The organism is Carboxylicivirga taeanensis (assembly GCF_051851475.1).
In the GTDB taxonomy this organism is placed as follows: Bacteria; Bacteroidota; Bacteroidia; order Bacteroidales; family Marinilabiliaceae; genus Carboxylicivirga; species Carboxylicivirga taeanensis.
Genome location: NZ_JBPUSJ010000005.1, coordinates 63898 through 89058, shown reverse-complemented (window position 1 = coordinate 89058; position 25161 = coordinate 63898). Strand labels below are relative to the sequence as shown.

The 25161-nt window shown below is 42.7% G+C and carries 16 protein-coding genes; 6 read left to right on the top strand and 10 right to left on the bottom strand.

All coding sequences use genetic code 11. The features are described from left to right. Positions 1–167: 167 nt before the first annotated feature. Both nifJ and ACSX1H_RS09305 read right to left on the bottom strand, forming a co-directional pair. Positions 168–3707, bottom strand: coding sequence for a pyruvate:ferredoxin (flavodoxin) oxidoreductase (nifJ, locus tag ACSX1H_RS09310; protein WP_439183585.1), 3540 nt, complete (start codon positions 3705–3707; stop codon positions 168–170). 55 nt (positions 3708–3762) lie between these two features. Beyond that, a complete protein-coding gene (locus ACSX1H_RS09305; RefSeq protein ID WP_439183584.1) occupies positions 3763–4938 on the bottom strand; it encodes an ATP-binding protein in 1176 nt (391 codons plus the stop codon). Between the two features lie 745 nt (positions 4939–5683). On the opposite strand from ACSX1H_RS09305, the gene ACSX1H_RS09300 reads away from it, so the two are divergent. Both ACSX1H_RS09300 and aqpZ read left to right on the top strand, forming a co-directional pair. After that, on the top strand, positions 5684–8263 hold the full coding sequence (locus ACSX1H_RS09300) for a beta-mannosidase (RefSeq protein ID WP_439183583.1): 2580 nt from the start codon (positions 5684–5686) through the stop codon (positions 8261–8263). Positions 8264–8520: 257 nt separating this feature from the next. After that, positions 8521–9204, top strand: a complete 684-nt coding sequence (aqpZ, locus tag ACSX1H_RS09295; RefSeq protein ID WP_439183582.1) for an aquaporin Z — start codon at positions 8521–8523, stop codon at positions 9202–9204. Positions 9205–9269: 65 nt separating this feature from the next. Here aqpZ and ACSX1H_RS09290 read toward each other — a convergent pair whose 3' ends face one another. From ACSX1H_RS09290 to ACSX1H_RS09280, 3 genes are read right to left on the bottom strand one after another with little or no spacing between them, the layout of a single operon-like run. Beyond that, positions 9270–10247 carry a type I phosphomannose isomerase catalytic subunit gene (locus ACSX1H_RS09290; protein ID WP_439183581.1) on the bottom strand — a complete coding sequence of 326 codons (978 nt, stop codon included), beginning with the start codon at positions 10245–10247 and terminating at the stop codon, positions 9270–9272. A gap of 10 nt (positions 10248–10257) precedes the next feature. Continuing rightward, positions 10258–11346, bottom strand: a complete 1089-nt coding sequence (locus tag ACSX1H_RS09285; RefSeq protein ID WP_439183580.1) for an ROK family protein — start codon at positions 11344–11346, stop codon at positions 10258–10260. Positions 11347–11386: 40 nt separating this feature from the next. After that, entirely contained in the window at positions 11387–12370 is a 984-nt protein-coding gene (locus ACSX1H_RS09280; RefSeq protein WP_439183579.1) for a LacI family DNA-binding transcriptional regulator, read from the bottom strand. Positions 12371–12649: 279 nt separating this feature from the next. Between ACSX1H_RS09280 and ACSX1H_RS09275 the strand changes: the two genes are divergently transcribed. After that, positions 12650–13735, top strand: a complete 1086-nt coding sequence (locus tag ACSX1H_RS09275; RefSeq protein WP_439183578.1) for an endonuclease/exonuclease/phosphatase family protein — start codon at positions 12650–12652, stop codon at positions 13733–13735. Next, positions 13735–15267 (top strand): sulfatase, encoded by a 1533-nt coding sequence (locus ACSX1H_RS09270; protein WP_439183577.1) that lies wholly within the window; start codon positions 13735–13737, stop codon positions 15265–15267. The genes ACSX1H_RS09275 and ACSX1H_RS09270 overlap by 1 nt, the downstream gene beginning before the upstream one ends. Positions 15268–15365: 98 nt before the next feature. Here the strand turns inward: ACSX1H_RS09270 and ACSX1H_RS09265 are convergent, their stop codons facing one another. The 4 genes from ACSX1H_RS09265 to ACSX1H_RS09250 form a co-directional block, all read right to left on the bottom strand. Continuing rightward, positions 15366–16274, bottom strand: coding sequence for a YitT family protein (locus ACSX1H_RS09265; RefSeq protein ID WP_439183576.1), 909 nt, complete (start codon positions 16272–16274; stop codon positions 15366–15368). A 141-nt stretch (positions 16275–16415) separates the two neighbouring features. After that, positions 16416–17645, bottom strand: a complete 1230-nt coding sequence (locus ACSX1H_RS09260) for a PNGase F N-terminal domain-containing protein (protein ID WP_439183575.1) — start codon at positions 17643–17645, stop codon at positions 16416–16418. A gap of 20 nt (positions 17646–17665) precedes the next feature. Continuing rightward, complete coding sequence (locus ACSX1H_RS09255; protein WP_439183574.1) at positions 17666–18904, bottom strand: MFS transporter; 1239 nt, start codon at positions 18902–18904, stop codon at positions 17666–17668. Positions 18905–19248: 344 nt separating this feature from the next. Beyond that, entirely contained in the window at positions 19249–20745 is a 1497-nt protein-coding gene (locus ACSX1H_RS09250) for a DUF3078 domain-containing protein (RefSeq protein WP_439183573.1), read from the bottom strand. Between the two features lie 478 nt (positions 20746–21223). Between ACSX1H_RS09250 and tnaA the strand changes: the two genes are divergently transcribed. Together tnaA and ACSX1H_RS09240 are read left to right on the top strand one after the other, a co-directional pair. Next, complete coding sequence (gene tnaA / locus ACSX1H_RS09245; RefSeq protein WP_439183572.1) at positions 21224–22615, top strand: tryptophanase TnaA; 1392 nt, start codon at positions 21224–21226, stop codon at positions 22613–22615. A 170-nt stretch (positions 22616–22785) separates the two neighbouring features. Beyond that, a complete protein-coding gene (locus tag ACSX1H_RS09240) occupies positions 22786–24129 on the top strand; it encodes an MATE family efflux transporter (protein ID WP_439183571.1) in 1344 nt (447 codons plus the stop codon). 4 nt (positions 24130–24133) lie between these two features. Here the strand turns inward: ACSX1H_RS09240 and ACSX1H_RS09235 are convergent, their stop codons facing one another. Next, entirely contained in the window at positions 24134–25018 is an 885-nt protein-coding gene (locus tag ACSX1H_RS09235; RefSeq protein ID WP_439183570.1) for a MerR family transcriptional regulator, read from the bottom strand. Positions 25019–25161 lie beyond the last annotated feature (143 nt).

The following is a 25161-nucleotide window of genomic DNA, read 5'->3' as shown; positions in this document are numbered from 1 at the left end:
AATATACATACCAAACGAATTATAAACGATACCATCTTAATTATCATTCATTTACAAAACTTTAGACATTATTGATTATAAAATAACGAGTACAACAACCTCCAGTTAAGTGCATAAAAAAAGCCGCCCCATAACGGGGCGGCTGATCCTATAAACTAGTTTCCTGATTACTTCTCTTCAGAGTAGTTAAGCTCAGACAAACGCTTGTAGCCACTGTAACGCCACTTAGCATTTTTCTCGGCTTGCTGGAACAACTCTTTCGCTTCCTCAGGGAATGATTTTGCCAGCGCTGTATAACGCACTTCATTATTAAGGAAACTTTGGAATTTATCCCATTGAGGCTCTTTCGAATCCAATGTAAATGGGTTCTTTCCTTCCTCTTCAAGCTGAGGATTGAAACGGTACAAGTGCCAGTATCCACATTCAACGGCATTTTTACCTTCCGCCTGAGTTTTACCCATTCCGGTCTTCAATCCGTGAGCAATACATGGTGAGTAAGCAATGATTAATGATGGTCCAGGATAAGCCTCGGCCTCTTTTAGCGCTTTGAAGTACTGCGCCTGATTAGCACCAATCGCCACCTGAGCCACGTAAACATAGCCATAAGTTGTAGCCATCAGACCAAGGTCTTTCTTACGAATGCGCTTACCAGAAGCCGCAAACTTAGCTACCGCACCTACTGGCGTTGATTTAGATGACTGACCACCTGTGTTAGAATACACCTCAGTATCCATCACCAGGATGTTCACATCTTCGCCAGAAGCAATTACATGGTCTAAACCACCGTAACCGATGTCATAAGCCCATCCGTCACCACCGAAGATCCAAACTGATTTCTTCGATAAGTAGTCTTTAAGCGCCAGGATTTCTTTAGCAACGGCATGCGACTCGTTACCCAGAGCAGCCACAACAGCTTTAGAAGCCGCCACGTTTTCGTTACCATTGTCCTTTGTTTCCAACCACTTTTCGAAAGCAGCTTTCGTCTCGGCATTCACTTCAGCCATTGACTCATTCATCTTACGCTCGATACGCTCACGCAGCTTCTTCACTCCAGTAGCCATACCTAAACCGTATTCGGCGTTATCTTCGAATAATGAGTTAGCCCAAGCCGGACCTTTACCTTCTTTATTAGTACAGTAAGGTGTAGCTGGCGCTGAACCACCATAGATGGATGAACAACCAGTGGCGTTAGCAATCATCATACGATCGCCAAATAATTGAGTAATCAGCTTGATGTATGGAGTTTCACCACATCCGGCACAAGCACCTGAGAATTCAAATAGAGGCTGAGCAAACTGAGAAGCTTTCACATTCATGTCTTTTGGCATGATGTGGTCTTTGATAGACACTTCTTCAACCATGTAGTCCCAACGCTCTATTTCGGCCTGCTGTGTTTCAAGCGGCTTCATCTCCAACGCTTTAGTTTTAGCCGGACAAACATCAGCACAGTTACCACAACCTGTACAATCCAATGCACTTACCTGAATGCGATACTGCAAGCCATCGAAACCTTTACCGTTGGCCTTTTTAGTCGCTGTTCCTTCAGGAGCACCAGCCAATTCTTTTTCGTCTAACAAGAAAGGACGAATAGCAGCGTGCGGACACACGTAAGAACACTGGTTACACTGGATACAGTTATCTGAAATCCACTCAGGAACATCTACAGCAATACCACGCTTCTCATAAGCAGTTGTACCAGCTGGTAGTGTACCATCTTCGCGTCCTTTGAAAATACTCACCGGTAAATCATCACCTTTTTGAGCATTAACAGGGAATACAAAGTCTTTAATAAACTGAGGCGCTTTTTCGTTAGTTGGGAACGATACTTCAGCAGCTTCGTTGGCCCATGATGCAGGAACTGCAATTTCGTTAACCGCACCACCTTTATCTACCGCCTGGTAGTTCATATTTACAATGCTCTCACCTTTCTTGCCGAAAGACTTAACAATTGCTTTCTTCATTTGCTCAACCGCTAACTCGTAAGGAATTACATTGGCAATTTTGAAGAATGCACTTTGCATAATTGTGTTGGTACGGTTACCCAAACCAATTTCTTTAGCAATGTGCGTAGCATCAATTGTGTAGAACTTAATTTTATGATCGGCAATGTAACGCTTCACATAAGCTGGCAAATGGTTTTCCAGTTCTTCTTCGCTCCATGAGCAGTTCAACAGGAAGGTACCGCCATCTTTCAAACCTTTCAGCATATCGTACATCTGCAGGTAAGCAGGTACGTGACAAGCAACAAAGTCAGGCGTATTCACCAGATAAGGCGAACGAATTGGGGTATCACCAAAACGCAAGTGAGAAATTGTGATACCACCTGATTTTTTAGAATCGTAGGCAAAGTAAGCCTGCGCATATTTATCGGTGTTGTCACCAATAATTTTGATTGAGTTTTTGTTAGCACCAACAGTACCGTCTGAACCTAAACCGTAGAATTTACCTTCGAAGGTACCTTCGGCTGCCAATGAGAATTCAGGCAATAATGGCAATGAAGTAAATGTAACATCATCAACAATACCAACTGTGAACTGATTCTTAGGCTCGTCTTGCTTCAGGTTTTCGAATACGCTCAACATCATAGCCGGAGTCGTATCTTTTGAAGATAAACCATAGCGACCACCCACGATGATAGGCGCATTTTCCTTTCCGTAGAACAAGTCGCGGATATCTAAATACAATGGGTCACCATTTGCTCCTGGCTCTTTAGTACGGTCAAGTACAGCAATTTTCTTAGCTGTTTTTGGGAAGGCCTCGAAGAAATACTTCGCAGAGAACGGACGGTACAGGTGAACAGCAATTAAACCAACTTTTTCACCTTTAGCAGTCAGGTCGTCAATCACTTCTTTAATTGTATCAGTGATCGAGCCCATAGCTACAATGATGTTTTCTGCATCTTCGGCTCCGTAGTAATCGAAAGGACGGTACTTACGACCTGTGATAGCACTGATCTTATCCATGTAATCAGCCACCATATCAGGTAAGACTTCATAAAATGGATTCGCTGCCTCACGCGCCTGGAAGTATATATCAGGGTTTTGAGCAGTACCACGTGTTACAGGATGCTCAGGACTCAAGGCGTTATCACGGAATGCCTGCAATGCTTCCTGGTCTAATAACGGCTCAAGATCTTCGTTTTCGAGCACTTCGATTTTCTGAATCTCATGAGAAGTACGGAATCCATCGAAGAAATGCATGAATGGCACACGTGACTTAATAGAAGCTAAGTGAGCAATACCAGCCAAATCCATTACTTCCTGTACAGAACCTGTTGCCAACATAGCAAAACCTGTCTGACGGGTAGACATAACATCTGAGTGGTCGCCAAAAATAGACAGTGCCTGAGCGGCTAAGCTACGCGCACTTACGTGAAAAACGCCTGGAAGCAACTCACCAGAAATCTTGTACATGTTAGGGATCATCAATAGCAAGCCCTGAGACGCTGTAAACGTAGAAGTTAAAGCACCCGCCTGCAGAGAACCGTGTACGGCACCCGCAGCACCAGCTTCTGATTGCATTTCCTCAACTTTCACTGTCTCACCGAAAATGTTTTTTCTTCCGGCAGCAGCCCATTCATCCACATTTTCCGCCATGTTTGACGATGGCGTAATTGGATAGATAGCAGCCACTTCACTGAACATATACGCGATATGAGCAGCGGCATGGTTACCATCACATGTAATAAACTTTTTTTCTTTAGCCATTTTATATACTCCTAATAATTAATTGGTTATTTAAATATTATTGTGTAAAAAACGATCAATACAAAAAACCGAACAGCCAGAGAGGAATCTGATTCCCTTCTCCTACCTCCAGCATGGGATGCGCCAAATACTCCTGTTCACCCAACGGATTATTGAGTCTAGATTCATCTCCAACATGAAATTCCAGGTGGTTATTAATCTTAAAGTCACTCTTTTTTGACACATTGACCTGATGACGATAGCTCACCTGGTTTAAAAAGAACGTTTGGTTCATATTAGGCAGACTCACCTCGCCATGCATAACCGAATGGTAGACATTAGGATTTTGAAGATAAATTTTTGAAGGCTTTTTGGTAGATTCACTGTCCTCGTACAGCATATTAATTAAACGTCCGTTTTTGAGATAGTTCAAATAATTCATCACCGTAGCCCGCGAGGTCTCAATTTCCTGACTTAGTCGACTAACATTTGGTTGCAAGGGAGCTGCTTTAGCTATTGCATAGAGTAATTTACGTAATTTTGGTAAATATTTTAATTCAATCTGTTCAAGGTATGAGATGTCAATCTCAAGAATCAAATTGATATTTTTTACAACGTTTTCAAAGTAGTTGCGCTTTTCAAGAAAAAACGGATAATATCCGTGCTCCAAATAGTCGTTGAAATAGGCTAACGGACGTACTTTTGAAGTTATTTTTTTACAGATTGCCTGGTGATTTTGCAAAATCTCATCAAGCGAATAAGCCTGAAATTTACTTTTGGTCGCCAGGTTTAAATTTTCTCTGAACGAAAAACCATCTAATCGGTATACAGCAACGCAGCCTTTTAAATCGGGGTTTTGATCAACCAGGCGCATCACGGCCGAACCACTAAATATTATTTTTAAGTCATCGAAATTATCGTAGCAAAAGCGCAGCTCTTTTGACCATCCCGGGTACTTGTATACCTGGTCAAGTATTAGTGTTTTCCCTCCTTTTTTTCGAAACTCGTCAGCAAAGGATACGATTGAACGCTCCGTAAAGTAAAGATTATTTAAGTTGACATACAGACAACTTTTGTCATAGCCAAAGTGTGTTTTGGCATAATCGAGCAAAAAAGTTGTTTTCCCCACACCTCTCGCCCCTTTGACTCCAATCAGGCGATGATTCCAATCAATTTCATTTATTAATTCACGGCGTACCGGTGTTCCCAGATGCTCTAATAGGTATTTATGTGTTTCAAAAAATGATTGCATTATTTTAGATTATTCCTACAAATCTAAGCGCTTATTGCTGACAATTGCAAACTCTACATTACAATTTTGATTAGCACCTGTAATTTATAATTATTAAAAATAGTCGAGCCAACACTTTCATTTTCAATAATAAATTGGAGAAATATTTCCATATTAAAAGTAGAAATTTTTCTTTAATTACGATTGAGCATTTGATTTGAAGCTCATAATCTATAACTTACAACCCTCCTCAGAGTTACTTCAAACTGGAGAAAAACGCGCTAGTAAACGCACCTTCTAATACTCATAACAATAATTCTGTATACATATAATAATCCAATAAAATGGACAGAATTGCCCAATAACAGAAATGTTAAAATTCCTTCTGAATCGTAAAAAAATAGCATTTAGCTATCGTTCAAATATGGAATGGCCCATATAAAAACGGATCCTCCATTTTGAAAAGAGCAGTTCTTTAGTTTTAAAAATAGACGTCCAAAAAACTGCGCTTTCAGCAATACTTTTTAAGTAGATTTACGTGCATCCCGAAATTGACTTTTGTGGTACCGATAAAGACAGAATCAAATACAACCTCAATCAACACTTAATTGACAGATCCATAAACTGGCAGCAGATAACAGGAGAATAAGGCACTTACCCATCCTCAGTTTATGCAACAACTGAGAATATGTTTATCTTTTTAAACAATTGTCACCATTGTTTTAATTCTGCAGGTATTAGCTTTACATTACAAAATACTATAAAGATGAAGCTATTATCAAACGTACTTTTACTGATTATTCTATCAGGCTTTTGGGCGTGCAGCCCGAAGAAACAAGACCAATCAGCCAAGGTGATTGAGATTAATTCTGGCTGGCAATTTAGTGAGGCAGGGCAAGACAAATGGCTGGAGGCCAGTGTGCCAGGTTGCGTACATACCGACTTACTCGATCATGAACTTATAAAAGATCCTTTTTATCGCCTAAATGAGCACGATGTTCAGTGGATTGATAAAAAAGACTGGGAATACAAGACCACTTTTACAATCGATAAAGCCACCTTTAATAAAGAGCAAATTGTTCTGAATTTTGCCGGTCTCGATACTTATGCCGATGTGTACCTGAATGATCAGCTGATTTTGAAAGCCGACAATATGTTCAGAGGATGGACAGTTGACTGCAAAAACTTGATTAAGGAAGGTGAAAACACATTGAATATTTACTTTCATTCGCCCATCAAAATTGGAGTAGATATCTATGACAACTACCCGTATGTGGTTCAATCATCGGCCAACGATCTGGCTAAAATAGGTCAGGTGCCGGGCGAAAAATGGGTGAGCCCGCATGTAAGAAAAGCCCCTTATCATTTTGGATGGGATTGGGGCCCTCGCCTGGTTTCATCAGGCATTTGGGAGCCGGTAACACTCAAAGCATGGGATACTGCACAACTCATCACTATCCACACACAACAAAAAGAGCTGAACGACCAAGTAGCGCAACTCACTTCTTCTTTTGAAATAGACGCCTCAAGCGAAGAAACTGCAGAGCTAACAGTAAACATTGATGGCAAAGAGTTGGCTACAAAAACCATCGAACTAAAAAAAGGAACGCATAATTACGCGGTTGATTTTACCATTGAAAACCCACAGCGCTGGTGGACCAATGGCCTTGGCGAAGCACATTTATACCAACTGGAAGGACAGCTAAGTACCAATGCTGGTGTTGAAAGCTTCGAACACACCTTAGGTTTAAGAACAGTTGAACTGGTGCGCGAGAATGATGAGGTAGGACGTTCATTCTACTTTAAACTCAATGGCCACCCGGTATTTATGAAAGGGGCCAACTACATTCCTAATGATGTTTTCCTCGACCGCGTATCGCCTGAAAAATACGAACACATTATTAAGTCAGCGGCCGACAGCCATTTTAATATGTTGCGTGTTTGGGGTGGTGGCATATACGAGAAAGAGATTTTCTACGATTTGTGTGATAAGTATGGTATTTTGGTATGGCAAGATTTTATGTTTGCCTGCAACATGTACCCCGGGCATCCTGAGTTTTTGGAAAGCGTGAAGCACGAAGCAGAATACAATGTGCGCCGCCTCAGAAACCACCCAAGTATTGCACTCTGGTGTGGCAACAACGAAATACTGGCGGCTTGGTTTGGCTGGGGCTGGAAGGAAGATAACGAGAAGAAGCAACCCGAAGGTGCCAAGGCCATGTGGCAAGCGTATAAAGATATTTTCCTGGATGTGTTGCCTTCAGCAGTAGAAGCACACGATCCCGACAGGCAATACTGGGCTTCGAGTCCGCAGGCTGGTGATACCATCCGTACCAATAAAATTGATGGCGATGAGCACGACTGGCGCATCTGGTTCCAGGATGTACCTTTTATTACCTACCACGATGGGGCAGCCCGTTTCGTGAGTGAATACGGCTTCCAATCGTTCCCTGAGCTCAAAACAGTGAAAAAATACGCATTACCAGAGGATTACGACATCAACTCTGAAGTAATGAAGTCGCACCAGCGATCGTTTATCGGCAATGGCGCCATTAAACGCTACATGGACAACTACTACCGTAATCCAAAAGATTTCGAATCATTCCTGTATGTTGGTCTGCTGTTGCAAGCCGAAGGCATCCGCACGGGGATTGAAGGACACCGCATTAACATGCCAACCACCATGGGAAGCCTTTACTGGCAGCTGAATGATGTATGGCCGGTAGCCTCGTGGTCGAGCATCGACTACTACGGTAACTGGAAAGCTCTGCAATACTATACCCGCAAAGCATTTGCCCCGGTTATTGCCGTGCCCGACACCAAAACCGATGATCTGCTTATTTACGCGGTATCTGATAAGTTTGAAGATATGCCTGCCAAACTGGATCTCGAGATATTGAATTTTGAAGGAAAACAGCTTTGGTCGCACAGCGCTGACGTCACTATCAACGCCAATACTTCTACTGTTGTGTTTAGCCAGGCCCTGAAAACTTTATTAAAAAGCATCCCAACCAGCCAGGTGGTGCTATCGACTAAATTATCAGTTGGTGATGAGAATATTTATGAAACCACCAGCTACTTCAAGGAGTGTAAAGATCTGCAGCTGCCGGCACCATCACTGACTACTGAAGTAAAGAAAGTTGATAAAGGTTATCAAATTAAGGTAACAACAGACAAACTGGCTAAAAATGTTTATTTCAGCTACGATGAAGCAGAAGGCTGGTTTTCAGATAACTATTTTGATTTACTGCCCGGACAAAGTAAAACCATTGTGTTCGAAACATCAGATGAAATTAGCAATCTGAGAGATAAACTATTGATACGCACTGTGCAGGATACGTATTAACTGTATTAAGTGCTCATTAACTTAAAAAAGGACCTTTGCAGCCACGCTTGTAAAGGTCCTTTTCTTTTTGGATACTCATATAAATAATATCTGCACTGGCATGCCAGATGGTTTCACTTCTGTCATTTACGATTGGCGAAATCAGTCAGATACCAAAGAGCTTACCTTTACCACACAACCAGTTATTCTTTGCACAAGTGGATTAATTAATGGTAACTCCCTAAATTGCTTAGCATTATTAATCAAACACTTAAGCGATGAAAAAATTAATTGCTGAATTTTTTGGAACATGGTGGTTAGTTTTGGGCGGCTGTGGCAGTGCCGTATTAGCGGCCGGCTACCCTGAATTAGGCATTGGCTTTGTGGGCGTATCCATTGCCTTTGGTTTAACTGTTGTTACAATGGCCTATGCAATTGGACACATTTCCGGGTGTCACCTCAACCCGGCAGTGACAATTGGATTATGGGCCGGCGGAAGGTTCGAGGCGAAAGAAGTGCTCCCCTATATTGCGGCCCAAGTATTAGGAGCCACCACAGGAGCTTTTATTCTATACCTGATTGCCAGCGGAAAACCCGATTTTGAATTAGGCAGCTTTGCAGCCAATGGCTACGGCGAGCACTCGCCTGGTGGCTATGGACTTATTGCTGCCTTAACCAGCGAAGTGGTGATGACCTTTATGTTTCTGATGGTGATTATGGGAGCTACCCACTCCAAGGCTCCAAGTGGTTTTGGCGGCTTGGCCATTGGACTGGCCTTAACTCTCATCCACTTGATTAGCATTCCAGTAACCAATACCTCCGTTAATCCGGCACGAAGCACCTCACAAGCGCTCTTTGTTGGCGACTGGGCCACAGAGCAATTATGGCTATTTTGGCTGGCCCCCATTATTGGCGCTCTGCTTGCCGGAATTGTCTACAAATATTTAGCACCTGAAAAATAGAAAAAAGCCTTAAGACACTTCTGTCTTAAGGCTATCAATACTTCCCTTCTTTCGAAGGACTACTACTAACCTTCTATATAAACTTCTAACAGTTTAGCAGTTTCGTCAGCTGCTATCTCCAGCCCCTTAATAGCTGCCGGCACTAAGGTAGCCTCCATCTCATTCAGCTCAATAGTTGCATCAGCCGATTTAATGGTACACTTACCTCCTACATTCATCAAAATAACAAAGGAATCCAGCTGGCTATAATCTTTATTAACCACCCCACTAACATTGAGCACATTGGTTGTGAAATACTGACAAGCAGCTACATTAACCGACTCATTATCCTTTGCGGTGTATTCAACTTTTCCCGACTCATTATCCGAAAAGTTCATGGCATCCATCGCCAGCTCGTGGTGCAATTCGCGAGGATTACCAAACTTATCACGGCGATCAAAATCGTAAATACGGTAAGTAATATCTGATGTCTGCTGAATTTCAGCAATGAGATTGCCCGCACCAATCGAATGTACTTTACCAGCAGGGATAAAGAAGGTGTCGCCGGCAGCTGTAGGGTGCTTCTGCATCAACTCCATCAGCTTACCCGATGAATGATACTGTTCAAACTCTTCTGCACTTGTTTGTTTAGAGAACCCTGATACCAGTCCGGAATTTGCTTCCGCATCCACCACATACCACATCTCGGTTTTTCCAAATGAGTTGTGCTTAATTTTCGCCTGCTCATCGTTAGGATGCACTTGGATCGATAAGTCATCATTAGCATCGATGTACTTAATCAGTAAGGGAAAATTACTACCAAACTGCTGATATACTTTAGTTCCCAAAAAATCGCCCTTATAGGTTTCAATCAGTTCCATCATGTTTTTTCCGGCCAGTGGACCATTGTTAACCACTGACTGATCTGATTTAAGGCCTGAAACGGCAAAGTTCTCACCAATCTTTACATCCTCATCCACATCTACATTAAGTTTTTGAGGAATCTTTTTACCACCCCAAATCATTTCCTTTAAAATGGGGTTAAACTTCAAGGGATACAACATTTTTTCTTCTTTACTGATTTAACTTACTTAATGCATAGGCATAGGCCCCAATGGCAATTGCTTCACTCGCATCCAGCTGACTGGTGGCTATAGCTACCTTCTGCTCTGGAGCATAATCAACCTTCTTGTTGGTAAAAGGTACTTCAATTTGATGAACTTTGGTATTTAAAAAGGCCTCTTTTTCATCTGGATTATCCAAACAAAACACTTTTTGAACCAAACGATCCTGACCATTACCGAACTGTCCGCGCAGTACTTCCATCACTGCAGGCATGTAAAACTGGCTGGCACCGGTTAAGCCTCCACCAATCACAACGAGTCCGTCGAACAGGTTAATTAAGTTGGCCACAGCATCACCAATGTGCTTACCAAAAGTGGTGAATGCTTCCTGTGCCGCCTCTTTGTTGCCCTCCTGCTTACCACTGGCAATATCGAAAATATCTTTCGGCATCAAAGGAGTAGTATTTCCCGATAGCTCGTTGTACACATTAATAATAGCCCGCGTACTAACCCCTTCTTCTGCATTTCGTTGTGGCGAAACCGAGTTACTGATATTCCATACCTCAGCAACGATGCTATTATCACCACCGATCAAAATATCGTTATGGACCAACCCGGCACCAAAACCCGTTCCTAAGGTCAACCCGATCAGGTTCTTGTAACGTTTAGGATTGCCTTTCTCTTCCAGCTGTTGGTTAATGGCCGGCAGCATTCCGCCCAGTGCTTCACCATAGGCATACAAATCACCATCATTCTGAATGAAGACAGGAATGTTAAAATGATGCTCCAGCATTGGCCCCAGCGCCACGCCACCTCTAAAAGCAGGCAAGTTACCTAAGTCGCCAATAATCCCATTGGGGTAATCGGCAGGCCCCGGAAATGCAAAGCTAATGGCCACCGGCTCATCATTTAGCTGTTGTTTCACTTCCTCAAAACCATCCAACATGGTTTTTAAACAGAGTTCCAGGTTATCGCCATGAGCACTCTTCTTAATTGGCTCCACCAGGGTTTTCCCGCCCTGCATCGCATTAAACACAAAATTGGTTCCACCCGCATCAAGGGTTAATACCACTCGGTTATCAAAATAAATACTGTTCATGTGCTTTAGTAAACCGCTTTAGTAAATCTCTAAAAAATTTTTATCTATCAATTATAGTTGTTGAAAGACACACGCCTTTCAACACTGTTTTTTGCTCAATCTGATGAATCAGCATCCGCACACTTTCGGCAGCAATTTCTTCACTGGGCTGCAATGCCGAAGTTACTCTGGGCCAGGCAAAATCAAATAAGTCCAGATTATCAAAAGATGCAAAATGCAAGCCGCTCACCCGTTCCGGATAGAATTGATTCATCGTCCAGATACCTCCTGCTGCCAGCACGTTATTTAGAAACAAGAATCCGGTTGGTGGCTGTGACAGGTTCAAAAGGCTCCTCACGGCCTCACTCACTCCTTTTTTCTTTTCACGCTCATCAATTTCGTAGACCAGATGCTCATCAAAAGCCAGGTTATTCTTGTCGAGCGCCTCCCGATAACCCTTAATGCGCGCCTTTATATTAGGCAAGTAGGCACTCAGGGAAATAAGAGCGATGCGCTGATGCCCTTTATTAATCAGCTTTTCGGTTAAAAGGCGGGCTGTTTCACAATTATTAATATCAACTGTATTTTCGGTTTGTTGAGAAAAAACCCTGTCGAAATACACCAGAGGCATGTCTGGCATTCTTTGCAACGGATTGGCTGTAGCAGAAGCTAATAGCACACCATCTATTTGCCTGTTCTTAAAGGACTCCAGAATCGTTTGCTCTTTCTTGGCTCGTTCACCGGTACTAGCCACCATCACCGAGTAACCCAGAAGCTCCGCTTTGGCTTCCACCAGGCGCGCTATTTTACCAAAAAAGGGATTGGAAATATCGGGCACTACAAAACCAATCGTATAGGAGCGTCCCATGCTCAGACTTCGGGCCAAATGGTTTGGCTGATAGTTTAACCGGCGGGCCGTATCCAATACGCGTTTTTGCGTATCTGCACTAATGTGTTTTTCGTCCCCTCGCCCATTCAACACGAATGAGACCGTGGTTTTCGACACGCCCGACTGCTCTGCTATGGTTTTTAATGACGGCTTCACTTACTCCTTACTAAACCGGTTAGATGACAAATATATAGAAGATATTTAAGTTCTCAAAACATACCTTTAGGCACGCTTTTAAAATACCCTTTCTATCACAGATTTTCTATACGAAAGGCGTACACCCCTCTGAAAACCTTTATTACGGCTGGTAGCTGATGAAGCTGGATGCACTGATTTTTTCGAAAATATTACCAAACTTTGCTTTCAGATACTATCTTTAGGAACTGAATTAAAAGGAAACAGCAACAACTTCCCGATTTAAAAAAATTAAAAGGCATGCGGCTTATTTTACCGGCTTTAATCAAAAAGGCAAATCTCTTGGCGTCTCAAACAGTATTACTTTTGATTGTTATCCCACTTATATTTGCTGGCTGCAAAACTCCCAATGAAAAGGAACTGAAAGTACTGCAGTTTAATATTTGGCAGGAAGGCACCGTTGTACCCAATGGCTATGAGGCCATATTAGAGGAAATTATTCGGCTCGATGCCGATTTAATTGCCCTCAGTGAAGTTCGCAACTACAATGACTCCAGTTTGGCAAAGCGTTTAATGGCCGATTTAAATCGCCTTGGCCACACTTACTATTCACAAACCAGTTACGACAGCGGCATCCTTTCACGTCACCCTATCCTATCGCAGCAAGCCCTGTTTCCCGTAAAAGACGACCGGGGTTCGGTGACCAAAGCACTCATCAGCATCGATGGTTCGGTTGTAGCATTTTACAGTGCACACCTCGATTACCGGAACTGCAGTCTTTACCTGCCCAGGGGTTACGATGGTTCTACATGGGCCAAACTAGCTGCCCCCATTACTGACACAAGCACAATAACTGCCGACAACCTACAATCGCAACGCGACGAAGCCATTGCCGCCATTATAGCCGATGCACAACAGGAAAAAGCGAAAGGCCGCCTGGTTATTCTTGGCGGGGACTTTAATGAACCATCTCACCGGGACTGGACAGGAGCCACAAAAAATTTATTCGATCACAATGGCGTAGTAATGGAATGGCCCAACACCCAACTGCTCGAAAAAAACGGTTTTATAGATGCCTACCGGCAGCTGTACCCAAATCCGGTAACCCATCCAGGATTCACTTTCCCGGCTGATAACCCTTTAGTAGATATTAAAAAACTGGCCTGGAGCCCGGATGCAGATGATCGCGATCGAATCGACTTTATTTTTTACCAATCACATCCTAAATTGCAACTAACTGAGGCCACAATTGTAGGACCAACAGGCTCTATAGTACGTGGCCAACGAGTTAAAGAAAGGTCAAACGACGCTTTTATTCTCCCGGCAAATACCTGGCCAACAGACCACAAAGCAATTCTGGCAACTTTTAAATTAAAATCTGAATAATGAATTTCAACAAGCTACCTTTTATGCTGGCCTGTATTTTGGGTGCGGTATTACTCGGATGCAAACCAACCAAAGATCAAGCACCAAACATCATCCTGTTTTTGGTGGATGACATGGGCTGGCAGGACACTTCCGTACCGTTTTGGCACGAAAAAACACCATACAACGAACGCTATCAAACACCGGGTATGGAACGCCTGGCTTCTGAAGGGATGATTTTCACACAGGCCTATGCCAACTCCGTTTGCTCACCTACACGAGTGAGTTTAATGAGTGGGATGAATGCAGCCCGCCACCGGGTTACCAACTGGACACTGCGCCGCAATGCTTCTGTTGATGCTACCGACTCCATCCTGAGCTACCCACAATGGAATGTTAATGGACTTCAGCCCACTGACAGCATTGAGCGTTCCACGCATGCCACCATGCTGCCTCAACTATTAAAAGACCATGGCTATTTTACCATTCACTGTGGCAAAGCGCATTTTGGGGCGATGACTACCCCCAGTGCCAACCCTCTTAACTGCGGTTTCGACGTCAACATAGCCGGCCACGCCGGGGGAGGGATTGGCAGTTACCTCGGAGAAAAGAATTTTGGCAATGCTCAAAAAGGAGCTCACACTGAACCATGGGGCGTACCAGGATTGGAACAGTACCATGGCGATTCCATTTTCATCACCGAAGCACTCACACTGGAAGCTAAAAAAGCATTGGATTCGGCACGCGCCAGCAACAAACCTTTCTTCCTGTACATGGCACATTACGCCATTCACATCCCTTTAAATGCCGACAAACGCTTCTACCAAAAATACATTGACCAAGGCCTCCCAGTGCCGGAAGCTAAATATGCATCGATGATTGAAGCCATGGACAAAAGCCTTATTGACCTGATGGATTACCTGGATACCAATAACTTGTCGGACAACACCATCATTCTGTTTATGTCAGACAATGGCGGCTTTAGTCTGCGGCCGCGCGCGGGAGAGCTTCACACCCATAACAGTCCACTTCAAAGTGGCAAAGGGTCGGCCTACGAAGGAGGCATAAGAGAGCCGATGATTGTTAAATGGCCCGGACAAGTAAAACAAAATACAAGCTGCAACGACTACCTCATTATTGAAGACTTTTTCCCATCAATACTGGAAATGGCTGGTATTAAAAACTACACCACACCTCAAACCGTTGACGGACAGAGCTTCGTTCCAATGCTTCTTAACCAGGGAAGCAGCACAGAAGGACGGGACTTATTCTGGCATTTCCCCAATAACTGGGGCCCGACAGGACCCGGCATTGGAGCAACCAGCACCATACGAAGCGGCGATTGGAAACTCATTTACTACTATGCTAACCAAAACTTTGAACTATTTAATATTACTGAAGACATTGGTGAACAGCACAACCTGGCCAACACCAAACCAGAAAAAGTGCTCGAATTGACCAAAAAGCTAGGTGAATACCTGAGAAGTGTGGATGCTCAGCGCCCCACTATAAAAGCCAGTGGCAAAAAAGCCCCATGGCCCGACCAGGTTTAAATTTCCCGTAACAAGAACATAAACAGAGGAGCTTACCGGTAAAAGGTAAGCTCCTCTGCTAGTTTTATTCTGTTAATCAACAAATTGTTAGTCTTGCTTTAGTGACCACTTTCTGGCTCAATGGCTTTAAACCCTTCACCATGAATCTGACTACTGTCAATAACATTTACAAATGCCTTGGGGTCTATCTTGGCGATGTGATTTAATAAAATGGTTGACTCACGACGGGTAATGGTTGTATAAATGACTTTACGTTCCACGCCTTCATACATGCCCATGGCCGAAAACATGGTACCGCCACGCTTTATATGATATAACAACTTCTCCTGAATTTCCTCGTGCTTTTCAGAAACAATAAAGAGCGTTTTATTCACTTTCAAACCATCAATTACCATGTCAATAATTTTTCCTTCGATGAAAATGACAATCCACGAGTAGATGGGCAGCGTCCAGTCAATCCCATTCTCTCCGGGCATAAACAAGGTCAGCAGTGTGATACTGCCATCTACCATAATCACCAGCTTACCAAGCGATATGCGCGTAAACTTGTTCAGAATCATCGAAATGATATCTGAGCCTCCAGACGTTGCCCGCGATTTAAAGATCACACCAATCGCAATACCGTAAATAATTCCGGCAACCAAGGCATTTAACATGGGGTCGTTGGGTAAAAAGGCCTCATAGCCCCACCAATAGGTTTCAAACATGTAAGCAAAACCCATAATCAGGAATGTACTAATCAGCGTTTTAATACCAAAACGGGGTCCCAAAACAATCGTACCTAAAATCAGCAAAGGTACCTCCATAAAAAGGACTGAAACACTGATCTTAAAACCAAAAGTATGGTACAAAAAGTTACCAATACCATAAACGCCACCCGGGGCCAGTTTGTATGGGTTAACAAACAGCACGTCGCCCATAGCGAACAAGAAACTACCCAGCACGATATAGGCGTAGGTAATAAACCAATCTTTGGATAAAAACTTCTCCTTTGTAACAAAAGCCATAATTCAATTTAAATTTTTGTGTTCATGCAAAAAATCGCGCCAATGTCGGCTCTTAATTCAATATGCCCAATGACTTTCTTCATGATCACAAAAAAAGCCCACCAATTACTGGTGAGCTTCTTAAACGATGGTTTATCAGGTTTATTCTTCCCAAGTGAGGTAAGCTGAAACCAACCAGTGGTTAAGCTTATCTCCATCTATTTCCTGTGCTTCCGGAATACTGAATGTAAACTCATGGTTACCAGCAGCTATATCTAAGTCAACCACAACCGGGTCAACAACAGAGCCCGGACACCAGTTAGAACGTGATAGATCGGACGAGGCCAGACGCTCTTCAATCACCTTTTCTTCATATTTCCAGGTTTTTGAATCGATATACGTTGCCGTATCTGTGATTAACCACAAACCCGATCCCGGATTAAATCGACGGAAAGAAGCACAATCATCGCGCCACGGAACGAAATTAATAACCTCCTTACTGTTCACCTTTACAATGTTTGTTTTCTTAACAAACTCATCGCCACCTGAGTGACCTCCATGACCTGTTGTAATATAGTGTAACTTCACGTTTTTAGCCCCCTGAGGTACAGTTGCATTTAACTGCAAATCTTTTCTGGCAAACAAATCAACGTGTTTCTGTCCGTTATAATAAGGAATAGTATTAAGTAGCGACAGTACTTTTGTTTGTGGCTTTTCAGCGTATAAGTAATCGGTTTCGTCGAATTTAATTTCTGCCGAAACCGTGTAGCCTTCCTTGGTCCAGGTATCAATCCAAATACCAACCCATACTTCACCCTCTAACAGCGACAGGCGATCGGTCACATCTTGTTCCCACACCACTTTTTCTTCCCAGTGTGGCACATAAACCGGCTTGCGTAAGTCCATTTTATCGTTGTAATAGCCAATACCAAATGGCGTCATAAATCGCATCAGCTCAACCACGGGCTTGTAATCGCCATCAGATGCAATCCCTTTGAGATTCTCAAAATCACTGCCTAAAGCTGGCAGCTCACCGCCAGCATTGAGCGAAACAAAGTTGGTTACTGCACTATTGGGAATCACAAAAAAGGAACCCGATTTATCCCAGCGGTCACCAGCTGAGGCTACAGTTACTTTAACCGAAGCGCTTACCTCCCTGCTGTATTCAGGAAGCGTTACTTTTTTGAGTAAAATACGGCCATCCATAATGCGATACACCTTATCATTCTCAGATAAATCATCGTTAAAAGCCCCCCCATCGAAGTACAAGTGCTCATTATCAAATACAACCATGTGCTTATCTCCTACAGACTCAATAACCCGCGGTCCTCCGCACCCCAAAAGGGTTAAAAGAGCAAAAAGACCTGCTAACTTTACCGTGTTTCTCATCATCAAAATTCTTTATTTCAAATTTACTTTTTCTGCTGCCTTGTCGACACACCAGCCGACAACACCATTAATAGTACAGACAAACTTCCGATTCCCCACCCCAAGCCTAGCAGATCTACTAAAATTCCGAGCACCAAGGCAAATAAAGCCGAGAATATTGTTTCACTCTGAGACTCTACCGACATAACACTGGCCATCATCTTTTCATCAAAGCGCCTTGAGATATAGTCCATCGCCAGGGGACGTCGCAAATTTTGAACGACAAAAATTAAAACAAAAGCTAACAGGGCGATCACCTGGTAATCCAACAACAGAAAAATGGCGGCCATAAGGCCAAAGCCATATCCCAGGCGCTGCAAACTCATCAGTCCGTTTTTTAGAGATGCAAACTTCCGTTCAATTCGATGAGCATTCCTGGATGCCAAAGAGTTAAGGTAATAAATCCCAAAATAGCCTAATCCGATATAAATGGCAACAGTTTGCTCGTGCGTCAGCTGTGGCAATAGCATAAACTTTAGAGCTAAACCCGCAATCACAATCTGCACGTAATCCTTAATTGCCTTGTAATATCCGGTATAACTACTTGTTAATAGGATGGAATGCAGAGCGGCCATTTTTTTAAATACTCCAAAGACTTTTTGAGCGTGCGCCTTTACCTCAGGCCATAACAAGGCATAGTTAAACGAACGCTCGCCATTTAAGTAGGAAGGATAGGTAGACATGAGCAGTAAATCGAAAAAGAAGGGGATTACCGTTAATAAAAATAACAAATCGTACTCCCCGGTATAAAATAGTAAGCCGGCGCTTAGCAGGGAAGAAATGGCAGCCCCCCGTTGCGACCACCCTCTGGTGCGTCCGTAGTAGAGCACTTTTTCCTGGTGCCAGCCCTTCTTTAACAAATAGGCATTAATCATGGCCTTATGCGTACCGGTGCGAAACGAATCGCCAATGCCGTAAAAGAAAAAGGCGAGCAAAAAACCTGCAAATCCAGAAAAAACATAGAATAGTAGAAAGCTAATAATGTAACTCACAAAGCCGGCAAGCATTGCATTTTTCCTGCCTGCCACATCGGCTATAACACCCGACACTACCTCCAGAAGGTTAATAACCACCTCCCTGAATGCATATAGAATTCCTATTTCGGCGTATGTTAAGCCTTTATCTAAAAAAAAGAGTAATAAAAAAGGATCAAAAAGTTTGAGGTTTTTGAAAAACCCATAAAAACTAAACTTATAATACTGTTTATCTTTTTGAAATTTCAAACCCTGATGTATTAGGAACGATCTTCTTCAACACAACAAGCTTTTGGAGGCAATGGTTTAGGAGGTGATATAATAAAGAAAGCCGCCTTAAAGCATTCTTTAAGACGACTTTCAACTTTTAACCAAACCTAACCCTAAACTATGAGAAAACTTACTCAATATTTTTATAACACGTTACGTGTTTTCTTTCTAATCTAAATACGTAAGAAATTTATTTTGGCTTCACTCTTCCCTTATTCTCACATTGCAAATGTAGTTGGTTTTATTTCTAACGCATAATAACGAAAGTTAAAAGAAGTTAAAACAGATATCCTTTGATTTTTACCCCTTGATTTTCAATGAAATTAAAAATTATAACTAAAAGTGATGTTGAAATTCTCCCTTATCTGGACTTTGTTGGACTCGTTTGTAAAATACCTCAAATGCCCTAATATTCTTGTTGATAAAAACCGATTTATGCGCAAATCAGCAATAACCTCCCAGTCTACCTGCACCTGACGCTCCTCTCCCTTTTTGGGCTTACCAAGGTATTGGTAAAAGGCATCCAGACGAGATGATATCTTAACACCTCTTGCTACTTCGTAGGACAAGCTATTAACCACGGAAATACCATTTACTATATGACTTGACTTATCGAGCGGCACCCCAAATTTGGTCTGATCAAACTTTACTGTATCTGCAACAAGGGTTAAACGCGAGGTAATTGGCGACAAAAGCAGGGTAAACTTACTATTGGGCTTATAATCCATACCAATTGCAAATGACATGTACGCAGGAGCCAGAAATCCGGAAACGGGATTTTCTTTTTCCACATCGTTTTTATCGTAGCCATAGAAGAGCTGCGTTTTAAAATTATACAGAAAACTATAGTACCACTTTTCAGAAGCCTTGTGCCCGTACTTTGTATTCAATTCGATCAGGTCGGTATTCACCTTCCCCTTTTCAACCTCAGTGGAAATAATTCCTACCTTATGAATAATGTAGTTATCCCAATCGTGTTTCCCCTTTTTGTAGTTGGCCGTTAAACGCAGGTCACTCCCCAAACTAATATTACTTTCGCCTCCTTTCACCCAGTTATCGACATAGCCTTGTGAGAATAAAATATTTTCGGTTCCCTGAAAAGTCCACGGCCCGGATTTAAATTTCACTTTTTCCAGACTTGGATGTGTCTCAAAGGAATGATCACGCAAAAGCATACTGATGCCTTCCCGAGCCGAACGTCTCTTTAGGTAGCCATCTTCCCCAATTTTGAGCGGATTCGGAATGGAATCCCAGGAAAGTTCTATTTTATCCAGGTGGCTATATATATAGTTCTGGCGCGCTTCTGATAGAAAATATTGTTGTTCAAACAGCTCTTCACTCTTCCTGGCATATTGCTTCGAATTGACGAATGTCTGATACTTTTCAATGTTGCTTCGGGTGGAGTATTGCGGTTCAAAATTAATAGCTGGAAAATCTGGCACTCTAAATTTAGCATCAAACTTATACGTTTCCACGGTGTAATTCACAAGCGGAGGAAACAAGCTGGCAGTAAACAACTGCTCTTTTTCAACCCGCTGCTTTATAAGATCGGCTAAAACAAGCCGATCAAATACCGGATATGTTTTATTGGCGTACTTATAAAATTTTTTCTGCCAATAAGTCTCCTCAGAATCATCCACTAAATACCCCCATTTTACTGCCCCTAACTGGGCATTCACCGGCTGAGTATTGAGGCCAATAAAGCTGGTGATGCAAAAAACCAATAGGTATGTTTTGATACAATAATTCATTTCGAAGCTATAGAACAATTTGCTGTTTTGCGAATAAAAAGCAAAAATAGCAGGATATATCATATTCATGGTAGTGATAAGCGCTTGAAAGTGTTAAAAAGTTGCCTGAAATGTTCATTTCGTAAACCACATAGCGATTTATCTTGTTTAAACACTTCGGTATTACATCCAATAAAAAGCCGTCGTGCCACATGACAAACATTTTATGCGTGCTCGTCCTACCTGGTTGCTATAGAAGAAAAGAACATGATTTATGGCAATTTACGGCTGCATTTTTTTGATGATATTGATTGTTTTTTAAATTTGCAGCAATAATTGCTGTTCAGATGTTAAGAACTAACATACAATCTGCTTTATCAGCCCGCGTTTTCATCAACATAAAAAACCGGGACGAATTCACCTGTTAAGGGCTGGTTACAATCCGGCTATCCTCCATTTTATTTCAAGTAAACTTATTATACAATTCTATTAAATTGATAGATAGCATTTTGCTATGAACTAATTTAATAGTGTGTCCTATCTATAAAATCTTAAAAAAATATACATCATGGAATTACCTTTCTCAGAATCGTTTAAGATCAAGATGGTTGAACCCATCCGTAAAAGCACACGCCAGGAAAGAGAAACCTGGATCAAGGAGGCGAAGTATAACTTATTTAACCTCAAAAGCGATCAGGTATTTATCGATCTGCTAACCGATAGTGGCACCGGTGCTATGAGCGACCGCCAGTGGGCCGCCATGATGCTGGGAGACGAAAGCTATGCCGGCGCTTCGTCGTATTACAACTTAAAGAATGCCATTAAAAACATCCTAGGGTTCGACTATTTTTTGCCTACTCACCAGGGCCGCGCAGCCGAAAACGTTTTATTCTCAGCACTAGTAAAAGAGGGCAACGTGGTACCCGGTAACTCTCACTTTGACACAACCAAAGGACATATCGAGTTCCGCAAAGCCACTGCCATCGATTGCACCATCGACGAAGCTTTTGACACAACCATCGATCATCCGTTTAAGGGGAACCTTGATTTAAATAAACTGGAACACGTATTAAGGAGCCATCCCAAAGAAAATATTCCGATGATTATTGTCACCGTCACCTGTAATTCATCAGGCGGCCAGCCGGTATCAATGCAAAACATTCGCGAAGTATATGCTATGGCTAAGCAATACGGCATCCGGGTATTGTTTGACTCAGCCCGCTTTGCTGAAAATGCGTATTTCATCAAACTACGCGAGGAAGGCTATGCTGATAAGAGCATCAAAGAAATTGTAAAAGAAATGTACACCTATGCCGATGGCATGACCATGAGCAGCAAAAAAGATGCAATTGTTAACATGGGTGGTTTTATTGCCTTGCGCGAAGAGGATTTATTCAAGAAAGCCAGCCAGTTTAACATTATCTACGAAGGGTTTGTGACTTATGGCGGCATGTCGGGTCGTGACATGAACGCGTTGGCACAGGGACTGGATGAAGGTACCGAATTTGACTACCTGGAAACTCGCATTAAGCAAGTGGCCTATTTAGGCAATAAACTAAAAGAATTTGGCGTACCGGTTCAGGAACCATTTGGCGGCCATGCGATTTTTGTAGATGCCAAGCGCTTTTTACCTCACCTACCCAAAGAGGAGTTTATTGCCCAAACATTGGCCATTGAACTTTATAAAGAAGCAGGTATTCGCGGGGTTGAAATAGGAACTCTGTTGGCCGATCGTGATCCATCCACACGTGAAAACAGGTATCCGGCATTGGAGCTATTAAGGCTGGCTATTCCGCGCAGGGTATACACCAATAATCACATGGATGTTATTGCCGTAGCGCTTAAAAATGTATTTGATCGCCGCAAAGAAATCACACGTGGCTATGCCATTCTCGAAGAAGCACCAATTATGCGTCATTTCACGGTTGAACTAGCACCTGCTGTTAAAGCAACCGTTTAAATTAATACTCAATCACACCCTTAAGGCTGGCTCACTTTTGAGTCAGTCTTTTTTTATTACAAGCTTTGCATCCCCTGGTTTTTTTGGTTTGTTTTGTAATCCGATAAAAACATCTGAAACCAAAACAGCCATCTGATGGTTGTACTTGTCAATACTATTACAATAAACCCATGAAAGACCTGACCGTAGGCAATGAAGCTAAACTGATCTTTAAATTTGCATTACCTATGGTATTTGGTAACCTGCTGCAACAGCTATACCACTTGGTTGATAGCATTATAGTAGGTAATTATCTTGGGAAGGAAGCTTTAGCGGCTTTGGGGGCCTCCTCACCTATCTTTTATGCACTAATTGCCTTTGTGATAGGCATTGGCAGTGGCGCAACCATCATCATCAGTCAATACTTTGGCGCCAAAAACCTGGAAAAGGTAAAACGAACCATTGATACCACCTACATTTTTTTGTTTGCGGCGTCAATCGTAATCACAACTATCGGTATTATTTTCAGTGAAGATATATTCAGACTGCTTCATGTTGAAGAGCAAGTAATCCCTTTGGCTACCGAGTACTTCAATGTATTTATGATTGGAATGATTGCCTTCTTCGGATTCAGCGGCACTTCATCCATCCTTCGCGGTTTGGGCGATTCTATGACGCCTTTGTATTTTATGGTGATCGCCACGGTGGTAAACATTGCCCTCGACATTATTTTTATTGTTGTGTTCAATTGGGGCATTAGCGGCGTGGCCTATGCCACCGTTATTGCCCAGGCCGGGGCTTTTATTTCGGGAGCTATCTATCTGAATAAAAAGCACCAGATCATCTCGTTCAATGTGTTCAAGTTCCGCTTCGATAAGGAATTGTTTTTTCAGAGCATCCGCATAGGGCTGCCAACCGGATTTCAGCAGACCTTTGTAGCTTTGGGTATCATGGCCCTCATCCGCATCGTCAATAATTTTGACACCGATGTACTTGCCGCTTTCGCGGTTGCCAGCCGCATCGATGCTCTGGCGGCCATGCCAGCTCTTAATCTGGCCAGTGCTCTGGCCGCATTTGTTGGCCAAAACCTTGGAGCCCAGCGCGTTGATCGTATTAAGAAAGGATTACGGGCCACCCTGTTTATGGCTTGGGGAATGTCGCTTATGGTGATGCTCTCGGTTATTTTCTTTGGGGAATACATGATGAGCGCCTTTACTCAGGATCAATCTGTTATCGATCACGGCGCCAACTATCTGGTTATTGTGAGCTCCTTTTACATGATTTTCTCCACCATGTTTGTGATGCATGGCGTGCTGCGCGGAGCCGGCGACACCTTAATCCCCATGTTTATCACCCTATTTTCCTTATGGGTTATCCGAATACCCTTCGCCATTTTTCTCTCCAAACATTTTGGCGTCAACGGCATCTGGTGGGCCATCCCTATTGGCTGGAGCATGGGACTCATCGGGTCGCTCGTTTATTATTTTACCGGGCGATGGAAGTACAAAGGAGTGGTCAAACGGCCAGTTAAATAGAGGATTAAACGCCGGCCAGCCTGCTTTTGAAATCCTGCGAATCGCTAATCACCTGAAACTGCTTTGGCAATACCGGCTTTAGCTCACGTATCTGTAAGCCCGTAACAAAGGCAGGCACAGCTGGAACATTTGCTTCGATTTCTTTTAAAACCTCCTCGATTTCCTCCTTTTTACGGGCTGAAACAAACGCAGTAAACATAGCATCGGCTTTACGCACATCGAAAACAACTTTTAAATCACGAACGGGTACCGACGCTCCCAGGTAAATCACATTAAAGCCCTCCTTACGGGCCAGTAAACTATAGAACAGCAGGCCAATTTCGTGCAGCTCATTTTCGGGCAGGAAAAACACCACTTTCTTATCCGATTTAGGAATAAAGTTTTGCATCTCATTATCAATGGCTACAATTAACTTTTGACGAATCAGATTAGAGATGAAATGTTCCTGGGCCGGGTTTATTGTCCCTGCCTGCCAAAGTATGCCTATTCTATCCAGAAAAGGAAAAAGAATCGACTCAACCGTGGCCTCAAACCCCTGTTTGATAATGGAATTGGTGAGTACATTGGTGAACTTTGCCTCGTCCATCTCCAGCATAGCGACCAACAAACTTTCGACCTGCACATCTGTATTTTTGGTATCCAGACACAAATCAATCACCCGCTCGCGCAGTTGTCCGGCATCCATCTGAGCAATCTTCGATATTTTGTAGCCATTCTGATTCAGTATTGACACATTCAGTATGCGCTTCAAATCTTCATCGTCGTAATAGCGAATATTTGTTGTTGTACGCTGTGGCTCTATGAGGTTATAGCGACGCTCCCAAATTCTTATTGTGTGGGCTTTAATCCCTGAAATTTTTTCTAAATCTTTAATTGAATAAAACGCCATACCTGGTCTCAATGTTAGAATATCACTCTATTTGCTGCAACTTTAACGCTTACGAATTCGATAATGTTCACTAATACTTATGAAAGCACGAACAAAAATGGGGGCACGCATGCCCCCAGACCATCGATTAATATAAATCGACT